This is a genomic window from Priestia aryabhattai B8W22 (genome assembly GCF_000956595.1).
GTDB lineage: Bacteria > Bacillota > Bacilli > Bacillales > Bacillaceae_H > Priestia > Priestia aryabhattai.
On the sequence record NZ_JYOO01000003.1, the window covers coordinates 180,453 to 207,418 of the forward strand.

At 38.1% G+C, this 26,966-nt stretch carries 27 protein-coding genes and 2 pseudogenes; 3 read left to right on the plus strand and 26 right to left on the minus strand.

The genetic code is table 11. From position 1 onward, the window contains the following. Nucleotides 1-65: 65 nt before the first annotated feature. From N178_RS03590 to N178_RS03605, 5 genes are all read right to left on the minus strand, one after another. On the minus strand, nt 66-1,937 hold the full coding sequence (locus N178_RS03590) for a PTS fructose transporter subunit IIABC (protein WP_045290523.1): 1,872 nt from the start codon (nt 1,935-1,937) through the stop codon (nt 66-68). 12 nt (nt 1,938-1,949) lie between these two features. Next, nucleotides 1,950-2,864, minus strand: coding sequence for a 1-phosphofructokinase (gene pfkB, locus N178_RS03595; RefSeq protein ID WP_014460320.1), 915 nt, complete (start codon nt 2,862-2,864; stop codon nt 1,950-1,952). Continuing rightward, nucleotides 2,861-3,613 (minus strand): DeoR/GlpR family DNA-binding transcription regulator, encoded by a 753-nt coding sequence (locus tag N178_RS03600; protein ID WP_045290524.1) that lies wholly within the window; start codon nt 3,611-3,613, stop codon nt 2,861-2,863. Before N178_RS03600 ends, pfkB begins: the two co-directional genes overlap by 4 nt. Nucleotides 3,614-3,996: 383 nt before the next feature. Next, a complete protein-coding gene (locus N178_RS26870) occupies nt 3,997-4,137 on the minus strand; it encodes a hypothetical protein (protein WP_013056833.1) in 141 nt (46 codons plus the stop codon). A 121-nt stretch (nt 4,138-4,258) separates the two neighbouring features. Continuing rightward, nucleotides 4,259-4,612, minus strand: coding sequence for a YolD-like family protein (locus N178_RS03605; protein ID WP_033578844.1), 354 nt, complete (start codon nt 4,610-4,612; stop codon nt 4,259-4,261). 248 nt (nt 4,613-4,860) lie between these two features. On the opposite strand from N178_RS03605, the gene N178_RS03610 reads away from it, so the two are divergent. Further along, entirely contained in the window at nt 4,861-5,700 is an 840-nt protein-coding gene (locus N178_RS03610; RefSeq protein ID WP_028413534.1) for a YitT family protein, read from the plus strand. A 31-nt stretch (nt 5,701-5,731) separates the two neighbouring features. Here the strand turns inward: N178_RS03610 and N178_RS03615 are convergent, their stop codons facing one another. The 18 genes and pseudogenes from N178_RS03615 to N178_RS03695 form a co-directional block, all read right to left on the minus strand. Continuing rightward, entirely contained in the window at nt 5,732-6,466 is a 735-nt protein-coding gene (locus N178_RS03615) for an ABC transporter permease (RefSeq protein ID WP_045290526.1), read from the minus strand. After that, nucleotides 6,467-7,174: an ABC transporter permease gene (locus tag N178_RS03620; RefSeq protein ID WP_045290527.1), complete on the minus strand. Its 708-nt coding sequence runs from the start codon at nt 7,172-7,174 to the stop codon at nt 6,467-6,469. Further along, on the minus strand, nt 7,149-8,084 hold the full coding sequence (locus tag N178_RS03625; RefSeq protein ID WP_045290528.1) for an ABC transporter ATP-binding protein: 936 nt from the start codon (nt 8,082-8,084) through the stop codon (nt 7,149-7,151). The genes N178_RS03620 and N178_RS03625 overlap by 26 nt, the downstream gene beginning before the upstream one ends. Nucleotides 8,085-8,170: 86 nt before the next feature. After that, complete coding sequence (locus N178_RS03630) at nt 8,171-9,535, minus strand: HAMP domain-containing sensor histidine kinase (RefSeq protein WP_045290529.1); 1,365 nt, start codon at nt 9,533-9,535, stop codon at nt 8,171-8,173. Next, the gene (locus N178_RS03635) at nt 9,532-10,200 is read right to left on the minus strand and encodes a response regulator transcription factor (protein ID WP_045290531.1); all 669 of its coding nucleotides are present in this window, start codon (nt 10,198-10,200) and stop codon (nt 9,532-9,534) included. The genes N178_RS03630 and N178_RS03635 overlap by 4 nt, the downstream gene beginning before the upstream one ends. Before the next feature lie 82 nt (nt 10,201-10,282). Further along, nucleotides 10,283-11,278 carry a ketoacyl-ACP synthase III gene (locus N178_RS03640; RefSeq protein ID WP_045290532.1) on the minus strand — a complete coding sequence of 332 codons (996 nt, stop codon included), beginning with the start codon at nt 11,276-11,278 and terminating at the stop codon, nt 10,283-10,285. Nucleotides 11,279-11,385: 107 nt separating this feature from the next. Further along, nucleotides 11,386-12,459: a sulfate/molybdate ABC transporter ATP-binding protein gene (locus N178_RS03645; RefSeq protein WP_045290534.1), complete on the minus strand. Its 1,074-nt coding sequence runs from the start codon at nt 12,457-12,459 to the stop codon at nt 11,386-11,388. A gap of 19 nt (nt 12,460-12,478) precedes the next feature. Further along, complete coding sequence (gene cysW / locus N178_RS03650) at nt 12,479-13,345, minus strand: sulfate ABC transporter permease subunit CysW (RefSeq protein WP_045290536.1); 867 nt, start codon at nt 13,343-13,345, stop codon at nt 12,479-12,481. 12 nt (nt 13,346-13,357) lie between these two features. Continuing rightward, nucleotides 13,358-14,194, minus strand: a complete 837-nt coding sequence (gene cysT, locus N178_RS03655; protein WP_045290537.1) for a sulfate ABC transporter permease subunit CysT — start codon at nt 14,192-14,194, stop codon at nt 13,358-13,360. A 94-nt stretch (nt 14,195-14,288) separates the two neighbouring features. Then, complete coding sequence (locus N178_RS03660) at nt 14,289-15,353, minus strand: sulfate ABC transporter substrate-binding protein (RefSeq protein ID WP_045290539.1); 1,065 nt, start codon at nt 15,351-15,353, stop codon at nt 14,289-14,291. Nucleotides 15,354-15,605: 252 nt separating this feature from the next. After that, nucleotides 15,606-15,757, minus strand: a pseudogene (locus tag N178_RS03665) (Fur-regulated basic protein FbpA). A gap of 311 nt (nt 15,758-16,068) precedes the next feature. Next, nucleotides 16,069-16,233: a YezD family protein gene (locus tag N178_RS25700; protein ID WP_013056824.1), complete on the minus strand. Its 165-nt coding sequence runs from the start codon at nt 16,231-16,233 to the stop codon at nt 16,069-16,071. A gap of 372 nt (nt 16,234-16,605) precedes the next feature. Further along, a complete protein-coding gene (locus tag N178_RS03670; RefSeq protein WP_045290540.1) occupies nt 16,606-17,985 on the minus strand; it encodes a sensor histidine kinase in 1,380 nt (459 codons plus the stop codon). A gap of 1 nt (nt 17,986) precedes the next feature. Beyond that, on the minus strand, nt 17,987-18,661 hold the full coding sequence (locus N178_RS03675) for a response regulator transcription factor (protein WP_045290542.1): 675 nt from the start codon (nt 18,659-18,661) through the stop codon (nt 17,987-17,989). A 144-nt stretch (nt 18,662-18,805) separates the two neighbouring features. After that, complete coding sequence (galU, locus tag N178_RS03680; RefSeq protein ID WP_045290544.1) at nt 18,806-19,693, minus strand: UTP--glucose-1-phosphate uridylyltransferase GalU; 888 nt, start codon at nt 19,691-19,693, stop codon at nt 18,806-18,808. Then, nucleotides 19,690-20,095: pseudogene (locus N178_RS27970) on the minus strand (GtrA family protein). Before N178_RS27970 ends, galU begins: the two are co-directional and overlap by 4 nt. Continuing rightward, nucleotides 20,088-21,053 carry a glycosyltransferase family 2 protein gene (locus N178_RS03690; protein ID WP_045290546.1) on the minus strand — a complete coding sequence of 322 codons (966 nt, stop codon included), beginning with the start codon at nt 21,051-21,053 and terminating at the stop codon, nt 20,088-20,090. The pseudogene N178_RS27970 and the gene N178_RS03690 overlap by 8 nt, the downstream one beginning before the upstream one ends. Before the next feature lie 13 nt (nt 21,054-21,066). Then, a complete protein-coding gene (locus N178_RS03695; RefSeq protein WP_045290549.1) occupies nt 21,067-23,310 on the minus strand; it encodes a glycosyltransferase family 39 protein in 2,244 nt (747 codons plus the stop codon). 242 nt (nt 23,311-23,552) lie between these two features. On the opposite strand from N178_RS03695, the gene N178_RS03700 reads away from it, so the two are divergent. Both N178_RS03700 and N178_RS03705 read left to right on the plus strand, forming a co-directional pair. After that, on the plus strand, nt 23,553-24,125 hold the full coding sequence (locus tag N178_RS03700; RefSeq protein ID WP_045290551.1) for a GNAT family N-acetyltransferase: 573 nt from the start codon (nt 23,553-23,555) through the stop codon (nt 24,123-24,125). 68 nt (nt 24,126-24,193) lie between these two features. Continuing rightward, nucleotides 24,194-24,670, plus strand: a complete 477-nt coding sequence (locus tag N178_RS03705; protein WP_045290553.1) for a hypothetical protein — start codon at nt 24,194-24,196, stop codon at nt 24,668-24,670. A gap of 77 nt (nt 24,671-24,747) precedes the next feature. Here the strand turns inward: N178_RS03705 and N178_RS03710 are convergent, their stop codons facing one another. From N178_RS03710 to N178_RS03720, 3 genes are all read right to left on the minus strand, one after another. Next, a complete protein-coding gene (locus N178_RS03710) occupies nt 24,748-25,620 on the minus strand; it encodes an STAS domain-containing protein (RefSeq protein ID WP_045290555.1) in 873 nt (290 codons plus the stop codon). Nucleotides 25,621-25,891: 271 nt separating this feature from the next. After that, a complete protein-coding gene (locus tag N178_RS03715; protein ID WP_028413552.1) occupies nt 25,892-26,584 on the minus strand; it encodes an LrgB family protein in 693 nt (230 codons plus the stop codon). After that, nucleotides 26,554-26,958, minus strand: a complete 405-nt coding sequence (locus N178_RS03720) for a CidA/LrgA family holin-like protein (RefSeq protein WP_033578834.1) — start codon at nt 26,956-26,958, stop codon at nt 26,554-26,556. The genes N178_RS03715 and N178_RS03720 overlap by 31 nt, the downstream gene beginning before the upstream one ends. Nucleotides 26,959-26,966: the final 8 nt, after the last annotated feature.

Genomic DNA, 26,966 nt, shown 5'->3' on the forward strand with positions numbered 1-26,966 from the left:
ACAAATGTCTACCACGAAAACACAAAAAGACTGATTTTACATCATGTAAAATCAGTCTTTATTTGTTATTCTGCTTTTGGCTTTTTTAATACACCTACAAGGACCGCTGTTACAATTGCACCAATTAAAATTGCTAGTGCATATAAAAGAGGATTTCCTTGTACAATTCCGATAACGAATACGCCGCCATGTGGTGCTGGTAAACCGATGTGGAACATCATTGTTAAAGCACCTGCTACTGCAGCACCGATAACCGATGCGGGAATGACACGGCCTGGGTCAGCTGCTGCGAATGGAATCGCACCTTCTGTGATAAATGAAAGACCCATTACATAACACGTTTTACCTGTTTCACGCTCTTGGCGAGTAAATTTGTTTTTGAACAAAGTTGTCGCAATAGCCATACCTAATGGTGGAACCATACCGCCTGCCATAATCGCTGCGTGTGGTGCATAGTTTCCAGCATCAATCATTGCAATACCAAATGTAAAGGCTGCTTTGTTAATAGGGCCACCCATATCAATAGCCATCATACCGCCTAAGATAATACCTAATAATACTAAGTTACCTGTACCAAATCCACTTAACCAGTGCGTTAATCCTTTGTTAATTGCACTAACTGGCTCGTTTACAACATAAAGCATAATCAATCCTGAGATAAAAATCCCAAATAGCGGATAAAGAAGAACTGGCTTAATTCCATCAAGCGCTTGCGGTAAACCGCTGAATAATTTCTTTAATCCCACTACTACATAACCCGCTAAGAAACCAGCGATTAAACCACCTAAGAAACCGCCTCCACCAGAAGCTGCTAGAAGACCTGCCACCATACCAGGAGCTAAACCAGGACGATCAGCAATACTCATTGCAATGAACCCCGCTAGTACCGGTACTAGTAAGAAGAATGCATTATCTCCGCCAATTGTTTTTAGCGCCGCTGCAAATGCATTGTACGTTGGATCTTTCGGTTCTGCTGAGTGAATGCCAAACATAAATGAAATGGCAATTAAGATCCCGCCCCCTACAACAAACGGAAGCATTGCTGATACACCGCTCATTAAATGTTTGTAAAACCCTGTACGCTCTGATCCTTTACTTTCTCCGCCTTCTTTGCTGCCACCACCGCCGCTGTATACAGGAGCGTCTCCTTTTAACGCGCGGTTAATTAATTGTTCAGGCTTGCGAATTCCTTCAGCTACTGGGACTTGAATAACTTTTTTACCTGCAAAACGTTCCATTTCTACTTGCTTGTCCGCTGCAACAATAATAGCGGTAGCGTTTTCAATTTCTTCCTTCGTCAACGCGTTTTTAACACCGCTGGAACCATTTGTTTCAACTTTGAGCGTCACGTTCATATCTTTCGCTTTTGCTTTTAGGCTGTCCGCTGCCATATATGTGTGGGCAATTCCTGTTGGACAAGCCGTTACAGCAAGCACTAATTGATCTGAAGCTGTATCCACTTCTTCTTCCGGCGCTTCATTTTCAGTTTCTTTATCATCAATTGCTTTAATGACTTCATCAATCGATGATGCCGTTAGCAACGTTTTTCGGAACGATTCGTCCATTAATAACGTAGACAAACGAGATAGTGTTTCTAAGTGAGCGTTATTCGCGCCTTCACTCGCTGCAATCATGAAGAATAGGTGTGCAGGCTGTCCGTCTAATGATTCATAATCGATACCTTCTGTTGAGCGTCCAAATGCAATGGCCGGTGTTTTTACCGAGCTTGTTTTCGCATGCGGAATGGCGATGCCTTCCCCAATTCCTGTTGTACTTTGAGATTCACGGTTTAAAATTGCTTCTTTATAGCCAGCTCGGTCGCTTAAGCGACCAGCTTCGTCTAATTTTCCAACTAACTCATCAATAACATCAGCTTTTGACGTGCTTTTTAAATCAAGAATGATTGTATCTTTTTTTAATAGTTCTGTAATTCTCATTCTCGGTTCCCCCTACTCTACCTTTGTGATTGACACTTGTTCACGAAGCGTCTTTACATCTTCTGCTGTACATAATTCAAGTGAGAATGCTGTGGCACTTCCTGAAGCAACTCCTGTTTGAAAGGCTTCTAATAAATCCCCTTGCTTTACATAAGAAGCAATAAATCCAGCTACAAGTGAATCGCCAGCTCCAACAGAATTTTTCACTGTTCCTTTAGGGACTGTGGCACTGTAGACACCGCTTTCGTTAATAAGAAGTGCTCCATCGCCTGCCATGGATACAACGACGTTTTGCGCTCCTTGTTCCACGAGTTTTTTACCATATACTAGCGCATCTTCTGCACTGTTTACTTCTACATCAAACAATTCTGCAAGTTCATGATGATTCGGTTTGATAAAAAACGGCTTGTGAGATACGACGTCTAGCAAGGTTTTTCCACTTGCATCTACTACAACTTTTACTCCGTTCGCTGCTGCTAGTTCAGTTAATGTTTCATACACAGAACTTGGAAGCGTTTTCGGTATACTCCCCGCTAATACGAAGATATCGCCTTCAGTCATTTGCTTTACTTGAGTCAATAAAGACTGAAGCGCTTCGTCTGTAATAGCAGGTCCTTGACCGTTAATTTCTGTTTCTTTTTCGGTTTTTAACTTTACGTTAATGCGGGTATCTCCATCAACTCTTGTAAAAGCTGTTTCAATATTCTCCGCTTTTAAGTAGTCTTCGATATAGGTTCCTGTAAAGCCGGCTACAAAACCGAGAGCTTTATTATCAACACCTAATCGTTTTAAAACGCGAGAGACGTTAATGCCTTTTCCTCCTGGAAACTTGGCTTCATTCGTTGTGCGGTTAAGTCCGCCTTCTTCGAATGCTGAAACATGTACTACGTAATCAACGGATGGGTTCAACGTACATGTATAAATCATGATTTCACAACCTTTATGTCTGTTTTGTTTGCATACTGTGTAAGTACATCGCTAGGTACGTCATTTGTTATAATTTTTGCTTCATGTAAATCGGCTATTTTCGCAAAACTTGTTTCAAAAAACTTAGTAGAATCTGATAAAATATAAGATTCTCTAGACAGCTTCATTGCCGTTTGCTTGATCAATGCTTCTTCTGGATCAGGAGTTGTATATCCATATTGATGATGAATCCCATTCGCTCCCATAAAGCACTTATCAAAACGATACTGCTCAAGACTTAAAAGAGCTCCATTGCCAATTAAAGCACCCGTTTTATGTTTAACGGATCCTCCAATTAAATAGAGGGTGATACCTTGTTCTAGCATCGGGTTTAAATGCATTAAACCATTTGTCACGACAACTACATCTTTTTGCTTTAAAAAAGGAATCATTTCATACGTTGTAGTTCCTGCATCTAAAAAAATACAGTCACCTTCATTTATAATGGAAGCCGCATACTCTGCAATGTTTCGTTTATCTTGAACATTTTTAGCAGATTTTTCGATAACGCTTAGTTCGATTCGTTTACTGCGAATAAGCGAAGCGCCACCGTGAACACGTTTGAGCATTTGCTCTTCTTCTAGTTGACTTAAGTCTCTTCTAATTGTGGATTCCGAAGCGCCTGTAACTTCGATAAACTCTTGTACTTTTACAAGTTCTTTCTCTTTTAAAAGTTTTAAGATTAGTTGATGTCTCTCCGGCGTTAACATGTTCTAGCTCCTTTTTCAAAAAAGCGTTTTCATTTATTTCATGTACTTACTTTATCACGGTTTACATTCAAAATCAATCATAAAAAATCAAAAACATTCATTTTTTTAATTACAAAATAAAGTTTTTTGAACGAATAATTAGATTTGCATTTGTTTTAATAATAGTTTATACAAAAGGAAATAAGCTGGTAATTCAAGAATTTGTCTACTTTTCTCATTATATGTAAAGGTTTTCTTGCACTTAATTAGCTATGACTGTTTTTGACTATTTCTTGACCGATTGAATTTCTCCTGACTGAATTATGTTTAGCTTGTCCTGTTTTAATGAGAGCCTATACATCAAAAAAAGTTGTCCACCTTTTTGGACAACTCGAAGTGACCCATCATTTAAATAAAAACAGAAGCATATATAATATAGAAGCAAGGGCAGAAGAAATAGCTAAACTTGAGATAAAACGAACGAGTCTTTTTTTAATGAACTGCGTTAATTCAATTTCTCTTACTTGAGTTTTTTCATTTTGCATACAATATCCCTTCTTTAATCAAAATTTCCTAGTAGCTAAAAGTTACTACTCGCAGAATATGCTTTTATGTATTGTATGCAAGCGTTAAAAAAAAGATACAAATCGAACAAAAAAGCTACTCTTAGCTAGAGTAGCTTTCATCTTTCCATACATCTGCTTCAATTACTGCATCTGCTCGAATCGAATATGTATAACAAGGCCCTGTCACCATCAGCGTATTCGACTGCAGCGAGACTTTATCGATCGTCACTCGTTCATACCTTTGAATATGTCCTGCTTCATAGACGTGAAGCGTTACTGGATGATGCTCCGAGTAACTGTTCATAATGACATTTTCAATATGCTCAATCTTTTCTTTTTTCAACCCTAAAGACTGCTTATGCGCCTCGGGACTGTACATTTTCTTCATTTTCTCTAAATGCTCAGGCATTACTAACTTCGCATACTGTTTTAATTCATCTTGATACACGTTCATTCTCCCCCTTGACTCTTGCTTCTATTTTACCGAACGAACATTCTCATTGCAAAACTTTTTAATCAAAATAAAAGCAAACAATTCATTTTTTCATACTCCATAAAAACTGTCAAAAGATTTTATGTTAATAGTAGAAACTGATTTTTAAAAAAATAATAATATACCATCTTTAATTCATTCTCTAGAGTTGGTATAATACATTGTCATGACTGTGTTTTCGGAGTTTTTGATGATTGGAGGTAACGTTCATGATTAATAAAATAAAAGAAATTATCCTCATTATTCTAGGGAGCCTCATTTTCGCACTGGCCATTAATTATTTTGCTATTCCAAATGAATTAGCAGAAGGCGGCGTAACCGGTGTAACAATGATTACCTATTATGTACTAGGCTGGTCGCCGGGTATCACAAACTTTATATTAAACGGTTTGCTGGTACTGATCGGATACAAATTGCTTCACAAACGTGTGATTGCTTACACAATTATATGTATTATTTTCACATCTCTATTCCTACATATAACTGAAGGACTGGGAAATCCTCTTGACGATACGCTACTGGGGGCTATTTTTGCTGGGATTTTAGCCGGAGTAGGACTCGGACTAGTGTTTAGAGGAGGCGGAACTTCCGGAGGCTCTGCAGTTATCGCCCGCTTAGCTAATCAATATCTAGACTGGAATATTAGCAAAACGATGCTAGCAATTGATTTATTAGTTGTAGCAAGCGCTTATTTTGTCATCGGGGGAGAAAAGACGATGTACACGGTTATTTCTCTTTATATTGGAACAAAGGTGCTTGATTATATCATTGAAGGACTCAACCCCCGCAAAGCAATCACCATTATTTCGCACCGTTCAGCTGAAGTAGCCGAACAAGTCAATAAAAAGATGCAGCGCGGCGTCACTGTCTTTTCTGCTCATGGAAGCTATACAAAAGAAGCAAAAGACGTATTGTACGTAGTTGTGAACAAACAAGAACTGCTAGAGTTAAAGCGCATTATTCATAAAGTCGACGAACAAGCTTTTGTGGTCGTACACGATGTGCGCGACGTCTTTGGAGTAGGTTTTACCATTCCAAAAGCCAGTTGAAAACCCGCTGTATAAAAGCGGGTTTTTTCTATTATATATGTTTGCGCTGAAAATACAGTGAACCTGCTGCTACAAAAAGAAGAAAGCTGCTTATGATAACCACTAAGAAAGTCTGTGTAGTCAGCATCAAATCCCATGATTCTTTTCCCGTTACTCTTAACATTCCATACATCGGCTGAGTCCATGGGTACCACGGGCCAAATCTTTGAGAATTAACAACGAATAAATTCGGTAGTGTGAAAATGACGTTAACTGTTAAAGATGCTCCAAAGCTAGAAAGTGCCATCGACACAACTAGCATAAACGCAAGAATTGGCAACACTGCAATCCAGCCGCCTAGCATATTTCCAGCTATCATTTTTAATGGAATAGCACTCGGGTAGTCTTTCAATATGCTAACCCCTAATAAAGCAACAAATACAAGCACTTGAAGAATTCCCATAAAAGCCGCTGCTGTGATCAATTTTGCTCCGTATACTGCTGTCCTTGTCACAGGAAGAGATAATAATTGTTTCCACCCTCCTGCTTCGTGTTCGTATCGACAAACGAACGAAGTTACTAAACCGCCAATTAGCGGAAAAAGTAATAAGCCGTGAACATTGGCAATGAAGGCACTTGCCATAAGCCATTTCATTTTCCCATTTGGCAACGCCGGATCTCCCACAAAAAGGATAGCAGCGATAAGAATTGGACTAATAAAAAGATATACCCAGGCTTTTGTTTTCAACAATTTAAACCATTCTACCTTACATAATTGCCACAACATTTACGCCACATCCTTTCTGATAAAGTGAAAGGCGCCTGCACCATATAAGAAGATACCGATAATCGCGCCTGTTATCATATACGTATTCCGGTAATCAGAGAATACTAACATCGGCCATTGCCAAATAAACCAGCTTGGCAATTCTCCCATACCACTCATTGTCACACTCATCATAATACCTAGTGCAAGAGAACGGCTTTGATTTTTAAAAAGCATAGATAGCCATATTTGAATAGCCACAAACGGGATGGCTGAAAAGAACGGATAGAAGTTATAAACAAAAAGGGTTTTCCAAGAAGAAGGAAGACCAAATCCTAACCACCACCCCAGCCCGATTATACCAATCGATAGAAAAGCAGAAGCGATGAGTAACATAGCCATAACTACTATAAATTTTGCCGTATAAACACTTAGCCTGGTTACAGGTAAGCTCAGCAGATGCTTCCAGGAGCTTCTATGATATTCAACATGCGCTATATTTGAAGCAAGAATTGTTCCTCCCAGTAAAAAAGCTGTAGGAAGCGTAATGTTTATTTCATGAAAAAGACCTTCCCACACATTTGGATTTTGTTGAATTAAATATTCATATCGAACGCTGTAATCTACAAGTGTTAAGCCTACTACACCTGCTGGACCTAAAAATAATAAAAACCAAAGCCATTTTCTTTTTAATTTCATACACTCAGCCTGCATTATTTTTATGAACATGTTCATTCTCCTCGCTCGTCAGCTTTAAAAAGATATCTTCTAGTGATTTTATTTTTTCTTCGACGCGATAGATAGAGACATTTTCTTGCACGAGTTGATAAACAAGATGTGCCACTTGCTCATGATCAATATAATCTAGAAGGAGGCTGTTTTTATTGACAGTAGGTACAAGTCCGTTTGTTAATAGTATCGTTTTTGCCTTTTCTACCTCCCCTATTGTAAATGCCACTTGATGTTTAGCCTTTTTGCGAAGCGATTCAATTGATCCATTAAATAGCATCTTTCCTTTTGTAATAATGCCTACTTGAGTCGCTAAGTGGTCAATTTCATAAAGTAAATGACTTGAAATCAAAACGGTAACGCCATTTTCCCTTGGCATTTCTTTAATTAATGAGCGAATTTCTTGAATTCCTGCAGGATCTAGTCCATTAGTTGGTTCATCTAGGATTAATAAGCGAGGGTTTCCTAGAAGTGCAGAAGCAATGCCAAGACGCTGTTTCATCCCGAGAGAAAATCCTTTAACTGGACGATTTGCTTCCTTTGTTAACTTTACAATATCTAGTACTTCATCCACTCTATTTCTAGATACGCCTAGTATCTTGCGAAGTACCTCTAGATTTTCTCTTGCAGTTAGATGTGCATAATAAGAAGGACTCTCTACAAGTGAACCTATCTGTTTTAAGGCTCGAATATGCTGCCTATGATTTATTATTCTTTCTCCAAACAGCTCAATTCCGCCACTCGTTGGCTTCATTAGACCGAGCAGCATTCGAATCGTTGTCGTCTTTCCAGCTCCGTTAGGTCCTAAAAAGCCATAGATTTCTCCTTCTTTGATGGAAAGATTCACTTCACTTACAGCTTCTACTCCTTTAAATACTTTTGTCACCTGAGTCGTTTTAACAATTTCCACTTTTATCACCTCTCTATTACTATAAACAGAGAAAGTTAAGGGGAAGGAAAAGAAAGGTTAAAATCCGTTTAAAAAAAGCGAGTGAATTAATCACTCGCTTCATACACAATTTGAATATCCGTTCCATGTTTTGTTGAATGAATTGACCACGTTAACCCCATTTCTTTAATCATCACATCTACAACCGCTAAACCTACACCGTTTTGTTTGGTCTCACTATTCTTTTTAAAGCCTGACCCTTTATCAGAAATGATAAGAGAAGATGAATTATGTTCTTGAACAAGGCGAAAACCAATAAAACGACCTTCTTTAGCATGACGAATTACGTTTTGACATAAGTTATCTATTATTCTCTCTAACCACTGCACGTCTCCATACCAGTATAGAGACTGTGGCGGTAGCTGAATATCCACTTCCATATTTTCTTCTTCAAATAGTGGATACCACTGCGCAATGCTTTTTCTGAAAAATCGAACCATATCAACCTCCTCTTCTCGATACGGATATTTTCCATTTAACAGCAGCGTATAAGAAAATAAATTATCTATTAAACTGCTGACAAATTCTATTTTAGTATCAATTACTTCAAGAGCCTGTTGAACATTCCACGTTACTTCTTCACTTTTCAGCTGATAGATATGGGTTCGAACGGTCGTGAGCGGTGTCCGTAAATCATGGGACAGGCTCATAATTAAGTCTTGCCTCAGCTGTGCTTCTAGCTGCTCTCGGCTCCGACTTTCATGAAGCTGTCTTACCATTTGATTAAATGATTGTTCTAGCTGTCCAATTTCATCCGTGTACTCAGATGCAACAGGCAAGGGAATTCCTTGCTCGTCTTTGTTATTCATAGCGACTTGTAATGCACTTAGCCTCTTTCGAATTCGAAGGAAGAAGAACAGAGAAAGCACAATAAAAGAAAGCACAATGACACAAACAAATCCTAAATAAATATTATAGTAGGCTGGATCTAGCTTCTGAATAGGCAGCTCAACAGCTTCTTCCGGTACTTCAATTACCATAAAACCTTGCTTTTTATCTGTTCCAATAAAGGCAAGAACCGTATACGGATCGTTTCCATACCGCCTTTTTATAAATTCAGCCGTATAAGAAGATGACCATTGCTTCGGGAGTAATTCATGATAAGGAAGCGGGAGCTGTGTTTGTCCAGCTTCGTTTACCCAAAACATTGAAGCTTCAGGATATTTTCCCTTCAATAGTTTGAGCTTTTTATTGATTGTTTCCTCATTTGCTCCGTCTAGCTTTTTGGCTTCTTGATTCCACATTTGTTCATAATAGCTTTTTCCTTTATACTCTTCATTTAATAATCCTTGAATATGCATAAAAGGAACGGTGATCAGCCATGAGCCCGCAAAAAATGATAACGGTATAATCAATACGGCTACAATCATAATTAAGATATACTTCGTAACAAGGGACTGTGCAACGTTCATTGCTTGACCCTGTAGCCAATCCCTCGTATTGTTTCAATAATTTCAGGCTTAGCTGCATTTTTCTCCAATTTTTCTCGCAAATAGCGAATATGTACCATTAACGTTTTATCTCCTTCTATATAACGTTCTTTCCATACCCCTTCATAAATTTGTTCTTTTGTTAAAATTTGATTTAAATGCTGAAGAAAATAAGTGAAAATATGAAATTGCTTACCTGTTAAACTAATTTCTTCACTTGTCTCTCTGTTCATTACACGATAGTCTATCATCGAAATATGCAAATGTTTTAAAATAAGTTCTTCTTTCTTTCTTGAAAACCTTCTTAACAATACTTCGAGCCTTGCCAGCAGCTCTTCTGGATGAAACGGCTTTGTGACATAGTCATCGGCAAACTCTAGCCCAATAATCTTATCTTCTAGAGCTGTACGAGCTGAAAGCATTAAAACAGGGACATCGGGCGCTAACTTTTTAAGCTTTTTCCCTACGGTAAATCCATCTAATCCAGGAAGCATTACATCTAAAATAACAATATCCGCTTGTTTAATAAACTGACTGGCGCTATCTCCTGATTGTAACCAAGTAACTTCATAGTTTTTCTTTTTAAGCTCTTTTTGAATCATTAATCCAATTTCTTCATTATCTTCAATGTATAAAACGTGATTCATGCGCACACCCCTTTACTTCTTTTTCCATTTTACCGAATTCTTCCTAGCGGTAAAAGACAAAAAAGCTAAAAGGCGAGGCCTTTTAGCTTTTTTCTTTACACGTCCACTTAATTAACAAACCGCAGTGCGTTAATCCTCCTCCAAACCCATAGAGAATAAGAAGGTCATTATTCCGTACTTTTCCTGTCACTATCCCTTCGTTTAAAGCAAGCGGAATAGAAGCTGAAGATGTATTTCCGCAGTATTGCACACTCGTTAACGTTTTATCCATTGAAACACCTGTTTTAGCACAAATCGCTTCAATCATTCGAAGATTTGCGCTGTGTGGAATAAACCAATTTACATCAGAAAGAGAAATAGGTGTATTTTGTAATAAGGCTTCTACTCCTTTTGGAACCGTTCGGACGGCAAAACGATACACTTCACGTCCGTTTTGAACCAAATTCCCGCTCGAGTTAATTTCTTTTTCTGAAAGAGTGTCAGATAAATTAGAACGGTATAAATTTACGCCTCCGCTTCCATCCGTTCCGTAATGAGAGCCTAAGAAACTCGGATTACACTCGTCGAACTCTACAAGCATCGCTCCCGCTCCATCACCAAACAGCACGCATGTTGCCCGGTCCGTATAATCTGTAATTTTCGACATCACTTCCGCACCGATAACTAAAATCTTTTTATGCAGTCCCGATGTCACTAAGCCATTGGCCACATGAAGGCCATATGTAAACCCGGCGCATGCAGCGCTTAAGTCAAATGCTGCAGCTTGCTCAATATGAAAGTATTCTTGAATCTGACATGCTACGCTGGGAAAAAAGTGATCAGGCGTTGTTGTCGAAACAATAATTGCATCTACATCTTTTATTTCTACAGCATATCGGTTAAGCAAATTTCCAACTGCTCGAATGGCAAGCGTAGACGTGTATTCGCCTTCACCAGCAATTCGTCGCTCTTTCATTCCCGTACGCTGCACAATCCATTCGTCATTTGTATCAACCATTTCTTTTAAATGGTCGTTCGTTAATTTTTGCTTTGGTGTATACGTCCCCATGCCTGTGATTCTAGCTTTTGATTGTATCATTTCTCCACCTCAAATCAGTTGATACTTAATTATAACATCTACTTTTAATATCTGGTACTAATTTTTAATAGATAAAAAGCGTAAAGGCGCACCCTTCACGCTTTTTATCATATAGAATAATCTTCTGGAATAAATACTTTTAGCTGCTTAGGCTTTACATACACCTGCTCTCCTACTTGAAGGCTGAGCGTTTTATAATGCTCTTTACTTAATTCAGCTTCTAGAAATTCTTCTGCATCTTCTCTTTTTAATTCAATTTGCACGATAGGTCCTATCACATGAATATGGCTAACCGTTGCAGAAACGGCATCTGCGCTTGTTTTTATCTTTTCAAGGTGAATATCATGAGGTCGCACATATCCAACAGCTGCTTCTTCATTTCTTCCGCTAAATTCCGGAACATCCATTTCAAAGCTTCCTTGTTGTAGTTTCCCTTTATGAATGCGGCCCTTGAATAAATTGACGTTTCCTAAAAAATCGTACACAAATGGACTGTTAGGATAATCATACACTTCTTCAGGACTTCCAATCTGCTCAATTTTCCCGTTGTTCATCACAACAATACGATCAGCTACATCCAAGGCTTCTTCTTGATCATGCGTAACGAAAATACTCGTAATATGAAAATCATTATGCAATTTACGCAGCCATCTGCGTAAATCCTTGCGAACTTTTGCATCCAGAGCGCCAAAAGGTTCATCTAATAGTAGTACTTTCGGTTCTACTGCTAACGCTCGTGCAAGCGCTACTCGCTGGCGCTGTCCGCCCGATAATTGAGAAGGATAGCGATCTGCAAGCGGCTCTAATTTAACAAGCTGCAGCAGCTCGGTTACTTTCTTGTTAATGTCTGTTTTAGAAGGTCTTGTTTTTTTAGGTCGTACTTTTAAACCATACGCAATGTTATCAAACACAGTCATATGCCTGAACAAAGCATAGTGTTGAAAAACAAACCCCACATTCCGCTCTTTTGGATTTACGTGCGTAATTTCCTTTCCATCAAATAAAATAGCTCCTTGATCAAGATGTTCAAGACCGGCAATGATGCGAAGCAAAGATGTTTTTCCAGAACCGGACGGACCGAGTAACGCTACTAATTCACCCGTTTGAATATCAATGTTAATAGAATCCAGCGCTTTAAAATCACCAAAGTTCTTTGATACGTGCTTAATATGGATACTCATCTCATAAGCTCCTTCCTGTTTAAATATGTTTGGCTTTCCACTCAATAATATTTTTTATAATTAATGTGAAAATAGCTAAAATTGACATTAAAGATGCTACCGCAAACGCTGCTGCAAATTGATATTCATTGTAGAGAATTTCAATTTGCAGAGGCATCGTATTTGTCATTCCTCGAATGTGTCCAGACACAACGGAAACGGCTCCAAACTCCCCAATTGCACGCGCATTACATAAAATAATGCCATATAATAAGCCCCATTTAATATTCGGTAACGTCACTAGAAAAAAAGTTTTGAAACCACTGGCTCCTAACGTTAACGACGCTTCTTCTTCGGCTGACCCTTGAGCTTGCATGAGTGGAATCAATTCTTTGGCAACAAACGGAAGCGTTACAAAAAGGGTAGCTAATATAATACCGGGAATAGCAAAGACAATTTTAATATCTTGATTAAACAGCCATTCTCCGAATAACCCTTGTGCACCAAATAATAAAATAAAAACCAATCCAGCAATAACAGGCGAAACGGCAAACGGTAAATCAATAAGCGTAATTAAAATATTCTTTCCTTTAAAATCAAACTTCGTAATTAACCATGCAGCTACCACGCCAAAAACGGCATTTAAAGGAACGGTAATAAGCACAACAATTAGCGTTAGTTTAATAGCAGCCAAAGCATCCGGATTCGTAATCGCAGCGAGATACGTTTCCCACCCTTTTTGAAAGGCTGTCATAAAAATGGTGATGAGCGGAAGCACTAAGAATAGAGCTAAAAAAACCAGCGCAATAAATGTAAGCAGCCATTGGACCACTTTGGGCTCTTTTAAACTAGAATGAGTGATTTCAACAGTCGTTTTTGCATGCTGCATTGGAACATGTCCTGCCAATGTCATCCCTCCTTAACTATATACAAATTTACGATTTGTCCACCATTGAATAATATTAATAAGTAATAACAGAAAAAATGATACAACGAGCATGACTGATGCAATAGCAGTAGCGCCCGCATAATCGTACTGCTCGAGTTTTGTCATAATAATAAGCGGCGTAATTTCAGTTTTCATCGGCATATTTCCAGCAATAAAAACAACCGACCCATATTCTCCAAGCGCTCTTGCGAATGAAAGAGAAAAACCTGTTAAAACAGCAGGCACCAGCTCCGGAAAAATAACTTTTCTGAACGTCTGTATTCGGCTAGCTCCTAAACTAGCAGATGCTTCTTCAATCTCTGCATTAAAGTTTTGCAATACCGGCTGCACCATTCGGACTACAAACGGCAGACCGATAAACGTAAGAGCGATAATAATTCCGATAGGCGTAAATGCGATTTTAAACGTAAATAATTGACCAATCCATCCTTTCGGAACGTAAAGAGTGGTCAAGGCAATGCCGGCAACAGCCGTTGGCAAGGCAAACGGCAAATCCACAAGTCCGTCAATAAGCCTCTTTCCAGGAAAATGATACCTCACTAATACCCACGCAATAATGGTTCCAAAAATAACATTAATGATGCCGGCTGCAAATGCTGCTCCAAAGCTTAATTTATACGATGCTACTACTCTAGGGTCTGTAACAGTTTTAATAAAGTCGCTCCACCCCATAGATGCCGTATTGAAAAAAATCATAGATAACGGAAAAAGAACAAGGATGCTTGCATAAAACATCGTAAAACCTAAAGAAAGCCCAAACCCAGGTAAGATGCTTTTCTTTTTCTTCTGTCGTTGTAACACGCTCACGTCTCACACCTCTCTCTGCTTTTCAGATACATGTACACAGAAGATACGAATCACCATTCGTATCTTCCTCTTTCTACTTTTTTAATGCATCATATTACTTTGGCTGATAAATCTGATCGAATGTTCCTCCATCGTTAAAATGCGTTTCTTGAGCTTTTTTCCATCCACCAAAATCTTTAATGGTAACTAGGTTAAGAGAAGGAAATTGATCTTTGTGTTCCTCTAATACTTTTTCATTTCGAGGGCGATAGTAGTTTTCCGCTGCTATTTCCTGACCTTTTTCTGTATATAGGTATTTTAAGTATGCTTTTGCTACCTTTGTCGTGCCTTTCTTTTCAGCTACTTTATCTACTACAGCAACAGGCGGCTCTGCTAAAATACTTAATGACGGTGTGACAATTTCAAATTTATCTTTTCCTAGCTCATTTAACGATAAGTAAGCTTCGTTTTCCCATGCAATTAACACGTCTCCAATGCCTCGTTCTACAAAGGTAGTTGTAGCTCCACGTGCGCCTGAGTCTAACACTTCGACGTTTCCATAAAGCTTACTCATGAAGTCTTCAATCTTTTTATTATCTCCGTTATATTTATCCTTCGCGTATGCCCAAGCCGCTAAATAATTCCAGCGTGCGCCTCCAGAAGTTTTTGGATTTGGCGTAATAACAGATGTACCTTTTTTCGTTAAATCATCCCAATCTTTAATTCCTTTTGGATTTCCTTTACGAACTAAAAAAACAATCGTTGATGTGTATGGTGTAGAATTATGAGCCAATTCTTTTTCCCAGTCTTTGTTTAATAATTGGCGAGTTTGAGCGATTTCATCAATATCGTAAGCAAGCGCCAGCGTTACTACATCCGCTTCTAAACCGTCAATAACTGCTCGGCCTTGCTTACCAGAGCCACCGTGTGATTGCTGGATAGTGACGTCTTGCCCTGTTTTATCTTTCCAATAAGACGCAAAGCTCTTATTGAACTCCTGATAAAGCTCACGTGTAGGATCATATGAAACGTTTAAAAGTTCTACCGGTTTTTTTGAATCGTTTTTACTCGCAGAACTATCTTTCCCTGCTGTTTCAGTAGATTTTCCATTGCCGCAACCTGCTAGCACCACGAGCAGTGCTGTCAGCACCATTAAAAACTGAACTGCTTTTTTCTTCATGTTTTACTCCCCTTTTTATAAAAAAATACAAAAAGGCCGCTATCTCTTTGAAAAGAGAAGCAGCCTTCAGTTAGTCTGATCAGCGTATATGCTCTTAAATTATTCTTATTAAATTTATTAGTAAGAATAAAAAGAAGATACTTTCTGAAAAGACAATTTATTCTTGTTTTTATAATAAACACACTTTACCTATTAGTCAACTAGGTTTTTAATCTTTTTTACACTTATTTTAGTTCTTTTTACGTGTTTTCCTTACTTACTGCGTGCCCGATACTCTTTTTCTAAGTCAGAGAGTGTGAGTTCAAAAAGATGATATTTTTCTTTTTGTAAATCCCTTTTTTCAGTAACTCTTCAATGAGGTATTGTTTTCTTTGCCGCACCGCTGCTCGTAATAAATTTTCCATCTTTTCTCCTCCTATTATATTAATTTAAGAATAAAAAAGACTCCTAACACAGGTCAGAAGCCTTCGGTAATCCGATCAGCACAGGAATGAAACTGTCAGACCTTCATAATTTTAAAAAATGTCATACTCATAAAGCTTATAATCCACCTTGAATTTGAAAGATTCTAAATCTTTGTCTCAAAAGAAAGTCAATCCTTTTTCAACCACGCATATTTTCTATATTTAACAAAGCACTTTTTTGCCGCCTACTGTCAAGACGTCGCTAACTAGACCAGTCCTTCTGACTTTCTCAAAAAAATATTCAATTAGGCTTACTTGTGGCTGGCTACTTTGCTTTTAGCTAAAAAGCGGTTTTTTTCCGTGCTGTCCACTTGAGTAATTTGTCCGTCGTGAAGAGTAATTAGTACAGATCCATAGTTAATTTCAGTCAGTAGTTTAACGATATAATCTAATTTTTCTTGTGTAATTGAAGCCATTTTATCATTCTCCTATTCATAAATAATTTTATATTTTAGTTACAATTGAATAAACAACACGAACAACATCTATAAGTACTTGTATAATGAGCAGAAGATAAATGCATGGTAATCCTCCCCATATGTTCATTTGAAAATTGAGATATTAATAGCCACAGTCGCTGTACAGAAAAAGCCCACACTAGTAGCGAACAAGTATGAGCCTTCGGTTGACCGATCAGCTTCTTTAGCATCCCAATTTTTTCAAAAGATTTATACTATCTATATTATTTACACTTTACCTATATGTCAAGTAGGGATTAAAAAAATAAATAGATAGTATTAATTTTTTTTATATCTTTGACCTATTAAAAAAGACTCATCTGCATGAACTTACACAGACGAGTCTTTTTTAGTCCTATTTTTTTGGATAGGTAATGTTACAGTAAAGGTGCTTCCTTGATCACTTTTACTTTCTACATGTATGGCTCCCTCATGCAGTCGAACAATTTTTTTGGTAATAGCTAGACCAAGCCCACTTCCTTTTAACGTTCTCGATTTATCTACTTTATAAAAGCTTTCAAAAATATATTTTTGATCTTCTTGTGAAATACCAATTCCATTATCCTTTACTTTTACGAATATTTCTTCGTTTTTTAGATAAACGGATATTTTCACAAATCCATGTTCAGACGTATATTTAATAGCATTGGTTATCAAATTTAACCAGACTTGCTCTAACAAGTCTTGATCTGCTTCTATTTGAACATTAGATAAATCGAGGTCAATTTCTATGTTCTTTTTTGTCCATTGAGGTTCTAAAGCCATAACCACGTGTCTGATTTGTTCATCCAATCTGTATTGTTTTAGCATCAGCGTTTGATGTTCAGAGTCAAGAGAAGCAAGTTTTAGTAAATTAGAGCTAAGCTGAGAAAGTCTTGTACTTTCTTTTTCAATAATCGTTAAATATTGTCTCTTTTTATTTTCGCTCACGATATCATCTTTAAGTGCCGCTGAAAAACCGCGAATTGAAGTAAGCGGTGATTGAATTTCATGCGAAACGCTAGCAATAAACTCTTGCCTCATCGTTTCTATTTTGTTTAATTCTTTAGTCATTTGATTAAAGTTTTTAGTTAACAGACCGATTTCATCATTCGCTGCGTGCTCGACTTGCACATTGTATTCTCCTTGTCCGACAACTTTCATCGCTGTACTGAGACGCTTAATCGGTTTAATAATAATCGTTGAAACATATGCAAACAATACAATACCTACTAATAAAATCGTAATAAGCTGGATATTTTGAACATCTTGAATAACTGAAAATTGCCGCTGGGGATGAGACTGAATAAATAGAGCATACGACCGTCCATTTTCTTTAAAAGGAAGACCCACTACGTTTGGCTGTGGACGATCCTCTTTTTCCTCGTTTAAATTAGAATAACGCTTTCCGTCTAATACTTGATCTACTTCTTTCGGTGTAATTGGAATAGGCGGTCCTGGCTGTCCTAATACTTTTTCTTTATGCTGATCATCAATAATAATAAACGAAAAATGAATGAATGATGAATTAGATAAAAACCTTGCAGCTTTGTCGGAGTCTTCTGCTCCGTACAAATCGATAAAATCTTCTCCCATCTTCACCATATCCTGACCTAATCGCATTTCAAGCTTCTGCTTGCTAAGAAATGTCGTGACGACAACGGTAATCACAACGCTCAATAAAATCGTAATAATAAACGACAGTACCAGCTTTACATAAATTGATTTCACGTTAACACCCTTCTGCTCTATAGCCTAGTCCGCGAATTGTTTTGATTTCCATACCGACGTTTGCCATATGATTAAGCCTCTCTCGCAGACGTTTTATGTGAACGTCTACCGTGCGCTCATCACCTTCATAATCATATCCCCAAATTAATTGAATAAGCTGATCACGAGTAAAAATCTTTCCTGGAGAACTAACTAACGTGAACAGTAATTCAAACTCTTTTAGCGGCAGCTGTTCGCTTGTTTCTCCTGCACTCATCTCTAATTTGGTACGGTCCAATTTTATATTCCCCATATAAATTACATTGTTAGCTTCTACTCGGTACCTGCGTAAAAGGGCCTTTACACGAGCAACCATTTCCTGAGGATCAAAAGGCTTCACGACATAGTCGTCTGTTCCGATATCAAATCCTTTTAGTTTATCATGCGATTCGCCTCTAGCTGTTACCATCAAAACCGGTATATCAAAATACTCCTTAATTTCCTTTGTTAGTTCCCATCCGTCTTTAAATGGCATCATGATATCAACGACCGCTAGATCAATTCGAAACTCTTCCATTTTCGCCCACGCTTCTTCACCATCTGCTGCTTTTATAATTTTAAATCCTTGATTTTCTAAATATAATGATATCAGCTCTCGAATGTGTTGATCATCATCTGCAACTAATATTTGAATCATACATGTCTCTCCCTATTCCTAAGTTTGTCCAGCTTTTACGCACAGTAAGCTCTCTGTTTATACCAAACAGAGAGCCACATAAGATCATACAATGATTTTATACTTCAAATATGAACTGAATATGAACAAACTGATTAACTCTTATTAGCTGAAGTTGTTTGCTCGTTCTTTTTCTACAATTCCTTCCAAATACGATAAAAACGTTTGACGTAAATCTCTGCGCGTTAACCCCACTTCTACCATTGCTTTCATATAGCCTACCTTATCTCCAATGTCAAAGCGCTGCCCTTCAAGTTCAAGAGCAAACAATCGCTCTTTTTCACATACCACGCGCAGTGCATCTGTTAATTGTAATTCATTTCCTACCCCTCTTTCAATCGTTTTTAGATAAGAAAAAATAGAAGGGTTTAAAATGTAGCGGCCCATAACGGCAATAGTTGACGGAGCTTGTTCTATCGATGGTTTTTCAATCAAGTCATTCACTTCATGAAGGCTGCCGCATTTATTTTTCGGCTGAATAATGCCGTATTTTGATACTTCTTCCACATCCACTTTTTGAACTCCAATAACTGATTGATTAGTCGTTTCATACGCTTGAATCATCTGTTTGAGCGCAGGTTCTTCAGAAGTCATAATATCGTCTCCAAGAAGAACGGCAAACGGCTCATCTCCAATAAACTGCTCAGCACAAAGAATAGCATGACCAAGTCCTAACGGCTCTTTTTGACGAATATAGTGAATACTGGCCATTGATGAAATCGTTTGTACTTCTTTTAACATTTCGAACTTGTGCTTTTCTTCAAGCATTTGCTCTAGTTCAATTGATTTGTCAAAATGGTCTTCAATTGATTTTTTATTTCGACCTGTAATAAAAATAATACTTTCAATACCTGATTTCACAGCTTCTTCTACAATGTATTGTACAGCAGGCTTATCGACAATTGGCAGCATTTCTTTGGGCTGCGCTTTTGTCGCCGGCAAAAATCGAGTTCCTAAACCGCCTACTGGAATAACTGCTTTTTTTATCGTCATATATGAATCCCTCTTTCTTTTTTAGTAGTAAATACAAATAATTTAGTGCCAATAAAATTGATACCGACACTTACGATTGTGATCAAAAGTTTACTGATTAGCAGCGATATACCCCATTTATTATATAGAACAGTCAACAGAAAAGATGTTAGGGATAAAGTGATTAAATTCACGACCACGAATGAAATCACTTCACGCTTACTGTCTTTTTTCTTTTTTCTTAAACGTCCACTTACGGTTCATGACATAACTGTTTAAAATCCCCGCGCTGTATGAAATCCACTGCGCTAGTATATAGTTCACACCGATTGTTGTTAAAAGTGCATATACTGCAAAATCAATCAGTGTATTTACAACTCCTACTAACGCAAATTTAATTAAAGGTAGCCATTTGTTAGTCACGAAGTGATACTTCCTTGCGTGTTTCAAGCTGATACTTTTCACGGACGATATAGAGCGGACGATTTTTTGTTTCATCGTAGATGCGGCCAATATATTCTCCAATCATACCAAGAATAATTAAAATGATGCCGCTAAAGAATAGCTGAATGACAATTAACGACGACCACCCGGTGATGGTACTGTCTGTAAATAACTTCAAATACAGCACCACAAAAAGATAAATAAAACCGATACCAGATAGCGTTACACCAGCATAGCTAGCTAGCTTCAGCGGTTTATAGGAGAAAGACGTAATGCCATCCATTGAAAGCTTCAGCATCTTTTTCAAAGGATATTTCGACTCCCCGGCCAAACGCTCGTCTCGCTCATATTCTACTGCTATTTGCTTAAAGCCCACCCAGCTTACTAATCCGCGTACAAAGCGATTTTTTTCTTGAATGCTATTCATTTGATTGCATACTTTACGATCTAGCAAGCGGAAATCCCCTGTATCGAGAGGAATATCAATATCAGTCATTGCACGTAAGAAACGATAAAACATAGCAGCCGTTTGCTTTTTAAAATATGTTTCTCCTTTTCGCTTTGTACGCTTAGCGTATACAACGTCAAACCCTTGCTTCCATTTTTCAATCATCTCTAAAATCAATTCGGGCGGATCTTGCAAATCAGCATCAATCACAACGACCGCCTCTCCTCTTGCATAATCCATACCAGCTGTAATAGCAATTTGATGACCAAAGTTACGAGCAAAATCTAATAAAACAACGGCTGGGTCTTGCTCACTGTACTCTTTAATGATTTCTGCCGTTCGGTCTCTACTGCCGTCGTTCACGAAAAGAAGCTCGTAAGCTTCTTTCGTTGAACGCATCACTTCTGTTAGACGGCGATAGGTTTCATGAATCACTTCTTCTTCGTTGTAGACAGGAACAACAATAGAATATTTAACAATTGAACTCATGTTCATGTCCTCCTTATTTAAGCGTTATTTCGTATAATGTTCCATTTCCAGATGGTCCTTGCTGAGAACTTGATGAAGTAGACTGCCATTTGGAAGAAGGAATCTCTTTACTATTTTCTTTAATCCACGTGATAACGTCAGATTGGCCTCCCTTGCCCATTCCAGACAAGTAGAAATATTTCACTTCACCTTTTTTAATCATGGCTTTTAATTTACTCACCGTTAGAATTGGATCTGAACCGCTAAATCCTCCCATTGCCATGACTGGTTTGCCCGTTTCGATAATGTAAGGCGCAGCTGAAGTTGAATCCGTTGTGGCAAACAAATATTTTTCACCTGTATTATTTTTTGTTAAATAGTTTAGTAGCTTTTTGTTTACTTCTGCGTTCATCCCTCCACTTTTTCGTTTTGAAGATGATGATTTGCTTGAAGAGCTATTTGGCATTTGACTATTATTGGATGAACCGCCTGGCATTTGCATTTGACCATTATTGGACGAACCGCCCGGCATTTGCATTTGACCGCCGTTCGATGAACCGCTTGGCGGCTGCATTTGATTGTTCGATGATGAATTGCCGCTAGAGCTTCCTGGAGGCTGCATGCCGTTAAAGCCAGACTGTTTGCTATTCGTTGCTGTGCTTGGAGGTCCTCCCATACCGCTTGAAGAATCAGGACCTGCTGCTGGAAGCATGCTATTTCCACCATAAATAATTGGTGTCATTGCCCAGTACGCGGGCATTGCTAGCAAGACAACCATTGCTGCTACCCCTAAATAATTCGTTACAGAATTTTTACGCTCTTTACGAACAGCTAAAACAAGAGCTAAAATGACGCCCAGTGCCCCTACACCTGCAATTGGTGCTACGCCGATTGAGCTGATATAAGGAGACATAATATATACTTGAAGCGCTGCCGTTGTTAAAATACCGCCCGGCAACAGCCATGATTTCCAGCCATTACGCTGTTTGTACATGCTCCATAAAGCTACCGCTCCCGCTCCTGCAAATGCGGCGATTGGAGGTGCCAGCATAATTAAATAATACTGATGGAAAAATCCTGCGATACTAAAGAAAACAGCTACTGGCAGCAGCCAAGCTAACCAAAATAAACTTTCTTTTTGTTTTGTTGTGTAAGGTCCTTTAAATTTCACTCCGGCAAATAGACCTACGATTGAGAAGATTACAAATGGCAATAGCCAGCTGATTTGATCTGATAATCCTTTTTGGAACAGTCGGAATGGACCAGGGTTCCCTGTGTTGAACATTCCGTTTTGATTTCCTCCACCTGGAGCCTGCATCTTTTGAGAAGAGCTGCTCTTGCTTTGATTTGAGCTTTGTGAAGACTCAACATTTGAATTACTCGTTTGTTTTGTTTCACTGCTTGCTGTTTGCTGCTGAGCTTGAGCAGGCTGTTTATGACTGCTTCCCATCACGCTTGTATTTCCCGTTAAACGATTGATACCGTTATATCCAAAAGCAAGCTCTAGAACTGAATTTGTTTGACTGCTTCCCATATAAGGCCGTTTATCAGCAGAAGTTGAATCTACTACAACTGCCCATGAGACAGAAACGGCGAGCATCAGTGCAGTTGCTGTTGTTAAAAAAGCTATTTTCTTTTTCCATGTAATTTTAGTTGCCACTACATAGAAAACATAAAATGCTGGTAAAACCATGTATGCCTGAAGCATTTTCATATTAAAGGCAACACCAATCATCGCAAAAGCTGCTAACACCCAGCCAAATTTAGCCGTACGCACAGCACGAAACAACATCCATGTTGCTACTAATAATGTAAACACAAGCATACTATCAATATTATTTGTTCGGCTTACCGCCGGTACAATTGGCGTCAGAGCCATGGCAAGAGCAGCAAACCTCCCAGCCCATACGCCAAACGTACGTTTTACGAGTACGTATAGTAAAAGGACTGAACCGATGCCCGCTAATGCTTGCGGTAAAATGACACTCCATCCGTGAAACCCAAATATTTTGGCACTAATTGTCTGAATCCAAAACACAACCGGCGGCTTATCAATCGTTACATAGCCTCCTGGATCAAAAGATGCGTAAAAGAAATTATGAAAACTTTGAAGCATACTTTTGACAGCTGCCGTGTAATAAGCGTTGGCGTATTCATCTGTCCAAATTTTAAATAAGTTCAAAAACGCTGCAATTAAAACAATTGGAACTAAAAATAAGTCTATTCTTTTCTTGTTTGAAGTCCGTTCTTCTTTCACTTCACTGTTCATGTGTTTCATTTCACTCCTTCGTAATTTCTGACTTTAGTCTAACAAGCTTATGTGAACTGATTATGAACAGTAGAAAATAATTTTTTTATTTTTTAAAAAGCTATTTGACCTCTTACGCTCAGCAATGAAATATTTTACAATTAAAGAATCAAGTACATGAAATGAAAAGCGTCTTTCTTGGATGCTGCAGCTTCTATGAAACATTCTTATCAACACTTCATTCACTTCTTGCTGAGAAAGGAGACAACTTTATGATTCAAGTAAAAGATATATACGGAAATTTACCCACACTAGAAACAGAAAGACTGCGCTTGCGGAAAGTTACCAAAAAAGATGTGCGTGACATGTTTGAATATGCCTCAAATGAAAAGGTAAGCAGATATGTAAATTGGGAAAAGCACCGAAAGCTTCAAGATACAAAAGAGTTTGTTTCCTTTGTTTTAAAGCAGTACAGCAACCAATCCATTTCTCCTTGGGCTATGGAAATCAAAGCCTTGAAAAAATGTATTGGCACCATTGACTTTGTCACTTGGAACCCTACTCATCGCATTGCGGAAATTGGCTATGCGATTTCTGAAGCATATTGGAATAAGGGGTTTGTTACGGAAGCAGCTGAAAAAGTAATTGCGTTTGGATTTGAAGAAATGGATTTAGTCCGTATTCAGGCGAGGTGCTTTGTTGAGAATGCCGCATCTGAGAAAGTGATGAAAAAAATCGGTATGTCTTATGAAGGAACGATTCGAAAAGCCATGTTTATTAAGGGAGCTCATCAAGACTTAAAGTTATATTCAATCTTGCGAGAAGAATATACGCGCAACGTGTAGAAAATGTATAAAATACTTTCCATAACATAGGCTAACTTCAACACTAACTCTTCCTTTTGAGGTGAACAATGTTGGAGCAAGCAATTCAGCATTTAGACTTAGCTGCACATGGTTTGTGGTTTCCTATTACCGTTAGTTTATGTTTATTTATTCTTGCCCTTATTTTATTTAAACGACAGCTAACTTGGCGAGATTTTTATATCACGTTTAGCGTAGTTGGATTTATGGGATGGCTTTGTGATGTGATCATTACGCGTGTTTTTAACGTGATTGATTTGGGAGATCCAAAAGTTACAGGAATTGGAGATATTGTAAGCTATACGTTTATTCTACCTTCCCTTTCCATTTTATTTTTAGCTTACTTAACTGCTAAAAATAAATGGGTTTTATCCCTTCTTTTTTGCGCTGGTTCACTACTTATAGAATACGGAATGATTAAAAGTGGCTATATGCATTTAAACGGCTGGTTTTTTATCTATTCAATAGCGGTATACTTTCTCGTTTATGCCTTTGTGCTGCCATGGCATATCGCATTTATTAAGTAAAAAGCGGATGTTGATTAACATCCGCTTTTTTACTATGCAATTACTTTCTGCCTGCTGAAATGCATATTTACGGCCGGTCATTTTATGCGTTGTGGTGATAAATGCGTGCGGCTATGTTCTTCAGGACGTGTAAACCCAATTTTTAAAAGAGCCGCTTCTAAATTTGCTTCTGTTTTCATTTGATTAAAATCAATTCCTAATTTGACTACCGTTTGGGCAATTTCCGGTCGTATCCCCGTTATAATAGCTTCTACTCCCACCAATTTGAGAGATCGATGAATTTTAAAAAGATTGTCTGCTACCATTGTATCAATAATCACTACACCTGAAATATCCAAAATAAGATAAGATAATTGAAGGCTTGTCCCTTTTTTCAAGCAGGTTTCCATAATAACTTGCGAGCGGTGGGTATCAATTTCTCCAATAATCGGCATAATAGCGATTCCTTTTGTAACGGGTACGAGCGGAACTGAAAGTTCTTCTAGTGACGTATAAGCTAAATTCATCATATATCGATTATGCTCGTCATAAATTTGACCAAAAACACATGTTACCGTATCTAAAAGTGGATCAATTCGTTCACTGACATGCAGCATGGTAATTGCAGCAAACTGATGCTCCTCTAGTTCTCTTGTAAATACATCCCAAATAACGCTGCGATAGATTGGAAGGATACCTAGTGCTTTTTCTAAAGGAATATTTTTTTCCACTGCGTATTTACCCGTATCAAGTGCCCATTCTTTAACAAGTTTAAGTACAGCCTCCTGTTCTTCAAATAGAGCTCTCCCAAAGTATTCCATAATCGACACTCGCCACTTCAGAATTTTCTTTTCTTTCAATTCCTCTAGACTTAGCGTATGTGTAGCATCTAAACGTTCGGCTAATTTTTCTGACAAGCTATATTTATGTTCAAGAATCTTCTTTCCTATATACACGAGCTCCTCTTTCATAAAATACGTTCAGCTCCTCTTTTCTGCTATTTTTACTGCGTATATAACTTTGACTAAGCCTACTTACCCGTGCGACAATTGACTAGCCTTCCCAAGAACAACAAAAAAGCGGTTATTTTATGAATTTTCTTTCTTTTTATTATAGTGCCAGAGTAAGAGCCGCACAACTTAAAATTTGCTGCGGACAAAACTTATGCTTTCGTAATAAAAAAACAATCCTGTTCCAATTGGAACAAGATGTTTTTTTATATTCACTTTCTTTTATCTCACTTTATACCTGGAATAGCCAGACAACAATCGGTCCAAAAACCGATCCTAGTACAGCACTTAACGTCATTGATACTGAACTCATCGATACCGTTAGTTCACCGTATTCAAATGCTTTGGAAGTTCCTAGCGCATGGGAAGCGCTGCCTAGTGCAATTCCTTTTCCTAAAGAACTCTTGATCCGAATCCATTTTAAAAGTAGCGGTCCAAGAATCACGCCCGAAAAACCTGCGATCATAACAAATACCACGGTCATCGATGGAACGCCCCCTAGTCCTGTGGCAATTTGAATCGCTACCGGAGTAGTAATAGATTTAGGAATAATGGATAAAATCAGGCTTCGATCCACCCCAAATACTTCAGCAAACACAAGTCCGCTGATCATGCCTGCGAATAACCCTACAAATACCCCTCCAATAATAGGAACGCTGTACTTTACTAGCATCTCACGTTGTTTATAGAGTGGATACGCTAATGCAACAACTGCTGGTCCTAGAAGTGAATTAATCCATTTGCCTCCAATCATATACTCATCATAGGAAACATGAAAAGCAAGCAAAAGAAGAATAACGAATATGGTTGTAGTTAAAACAGGAATAAGAATCGGATAGGAGAACCGTACGTATACTTTTGCCATGACTAGATACAAAGCAACTGTAGCTACGATTATAAAGACCGCGATAAAGAATTCTTGCACTGTTGTTTCTCCTTTCGTTTGTTCGCTTTCTTTTCCAAAAGTTGGCTGGCAGTCCCTGCGGCGGCCATCGTAACAATCGTACTAAGCACAATAATTAAAAATAAAACCGCTCCGCTGCTTGAAAGAAGCGAAGGGTAATTCATCACACCAGCCATAGCCGGTATGAATAATAGCGGTAAAAAAGATAACAAGAAACTTGCTCCGTCTTCAATTATTTTGATGGGAACAACTTTGCACGTTAAGCAAATGAGCATTAAAATTAAGCCTATAATACTGCCTGGAATAGGCAGATGAAGCATATGGTGAACAGCTTCGCCAATCATAGAAAAAGCATAAAGAATCGCAATTTGTAAAATGATTCGTATCACTTTCATTGTAGGTC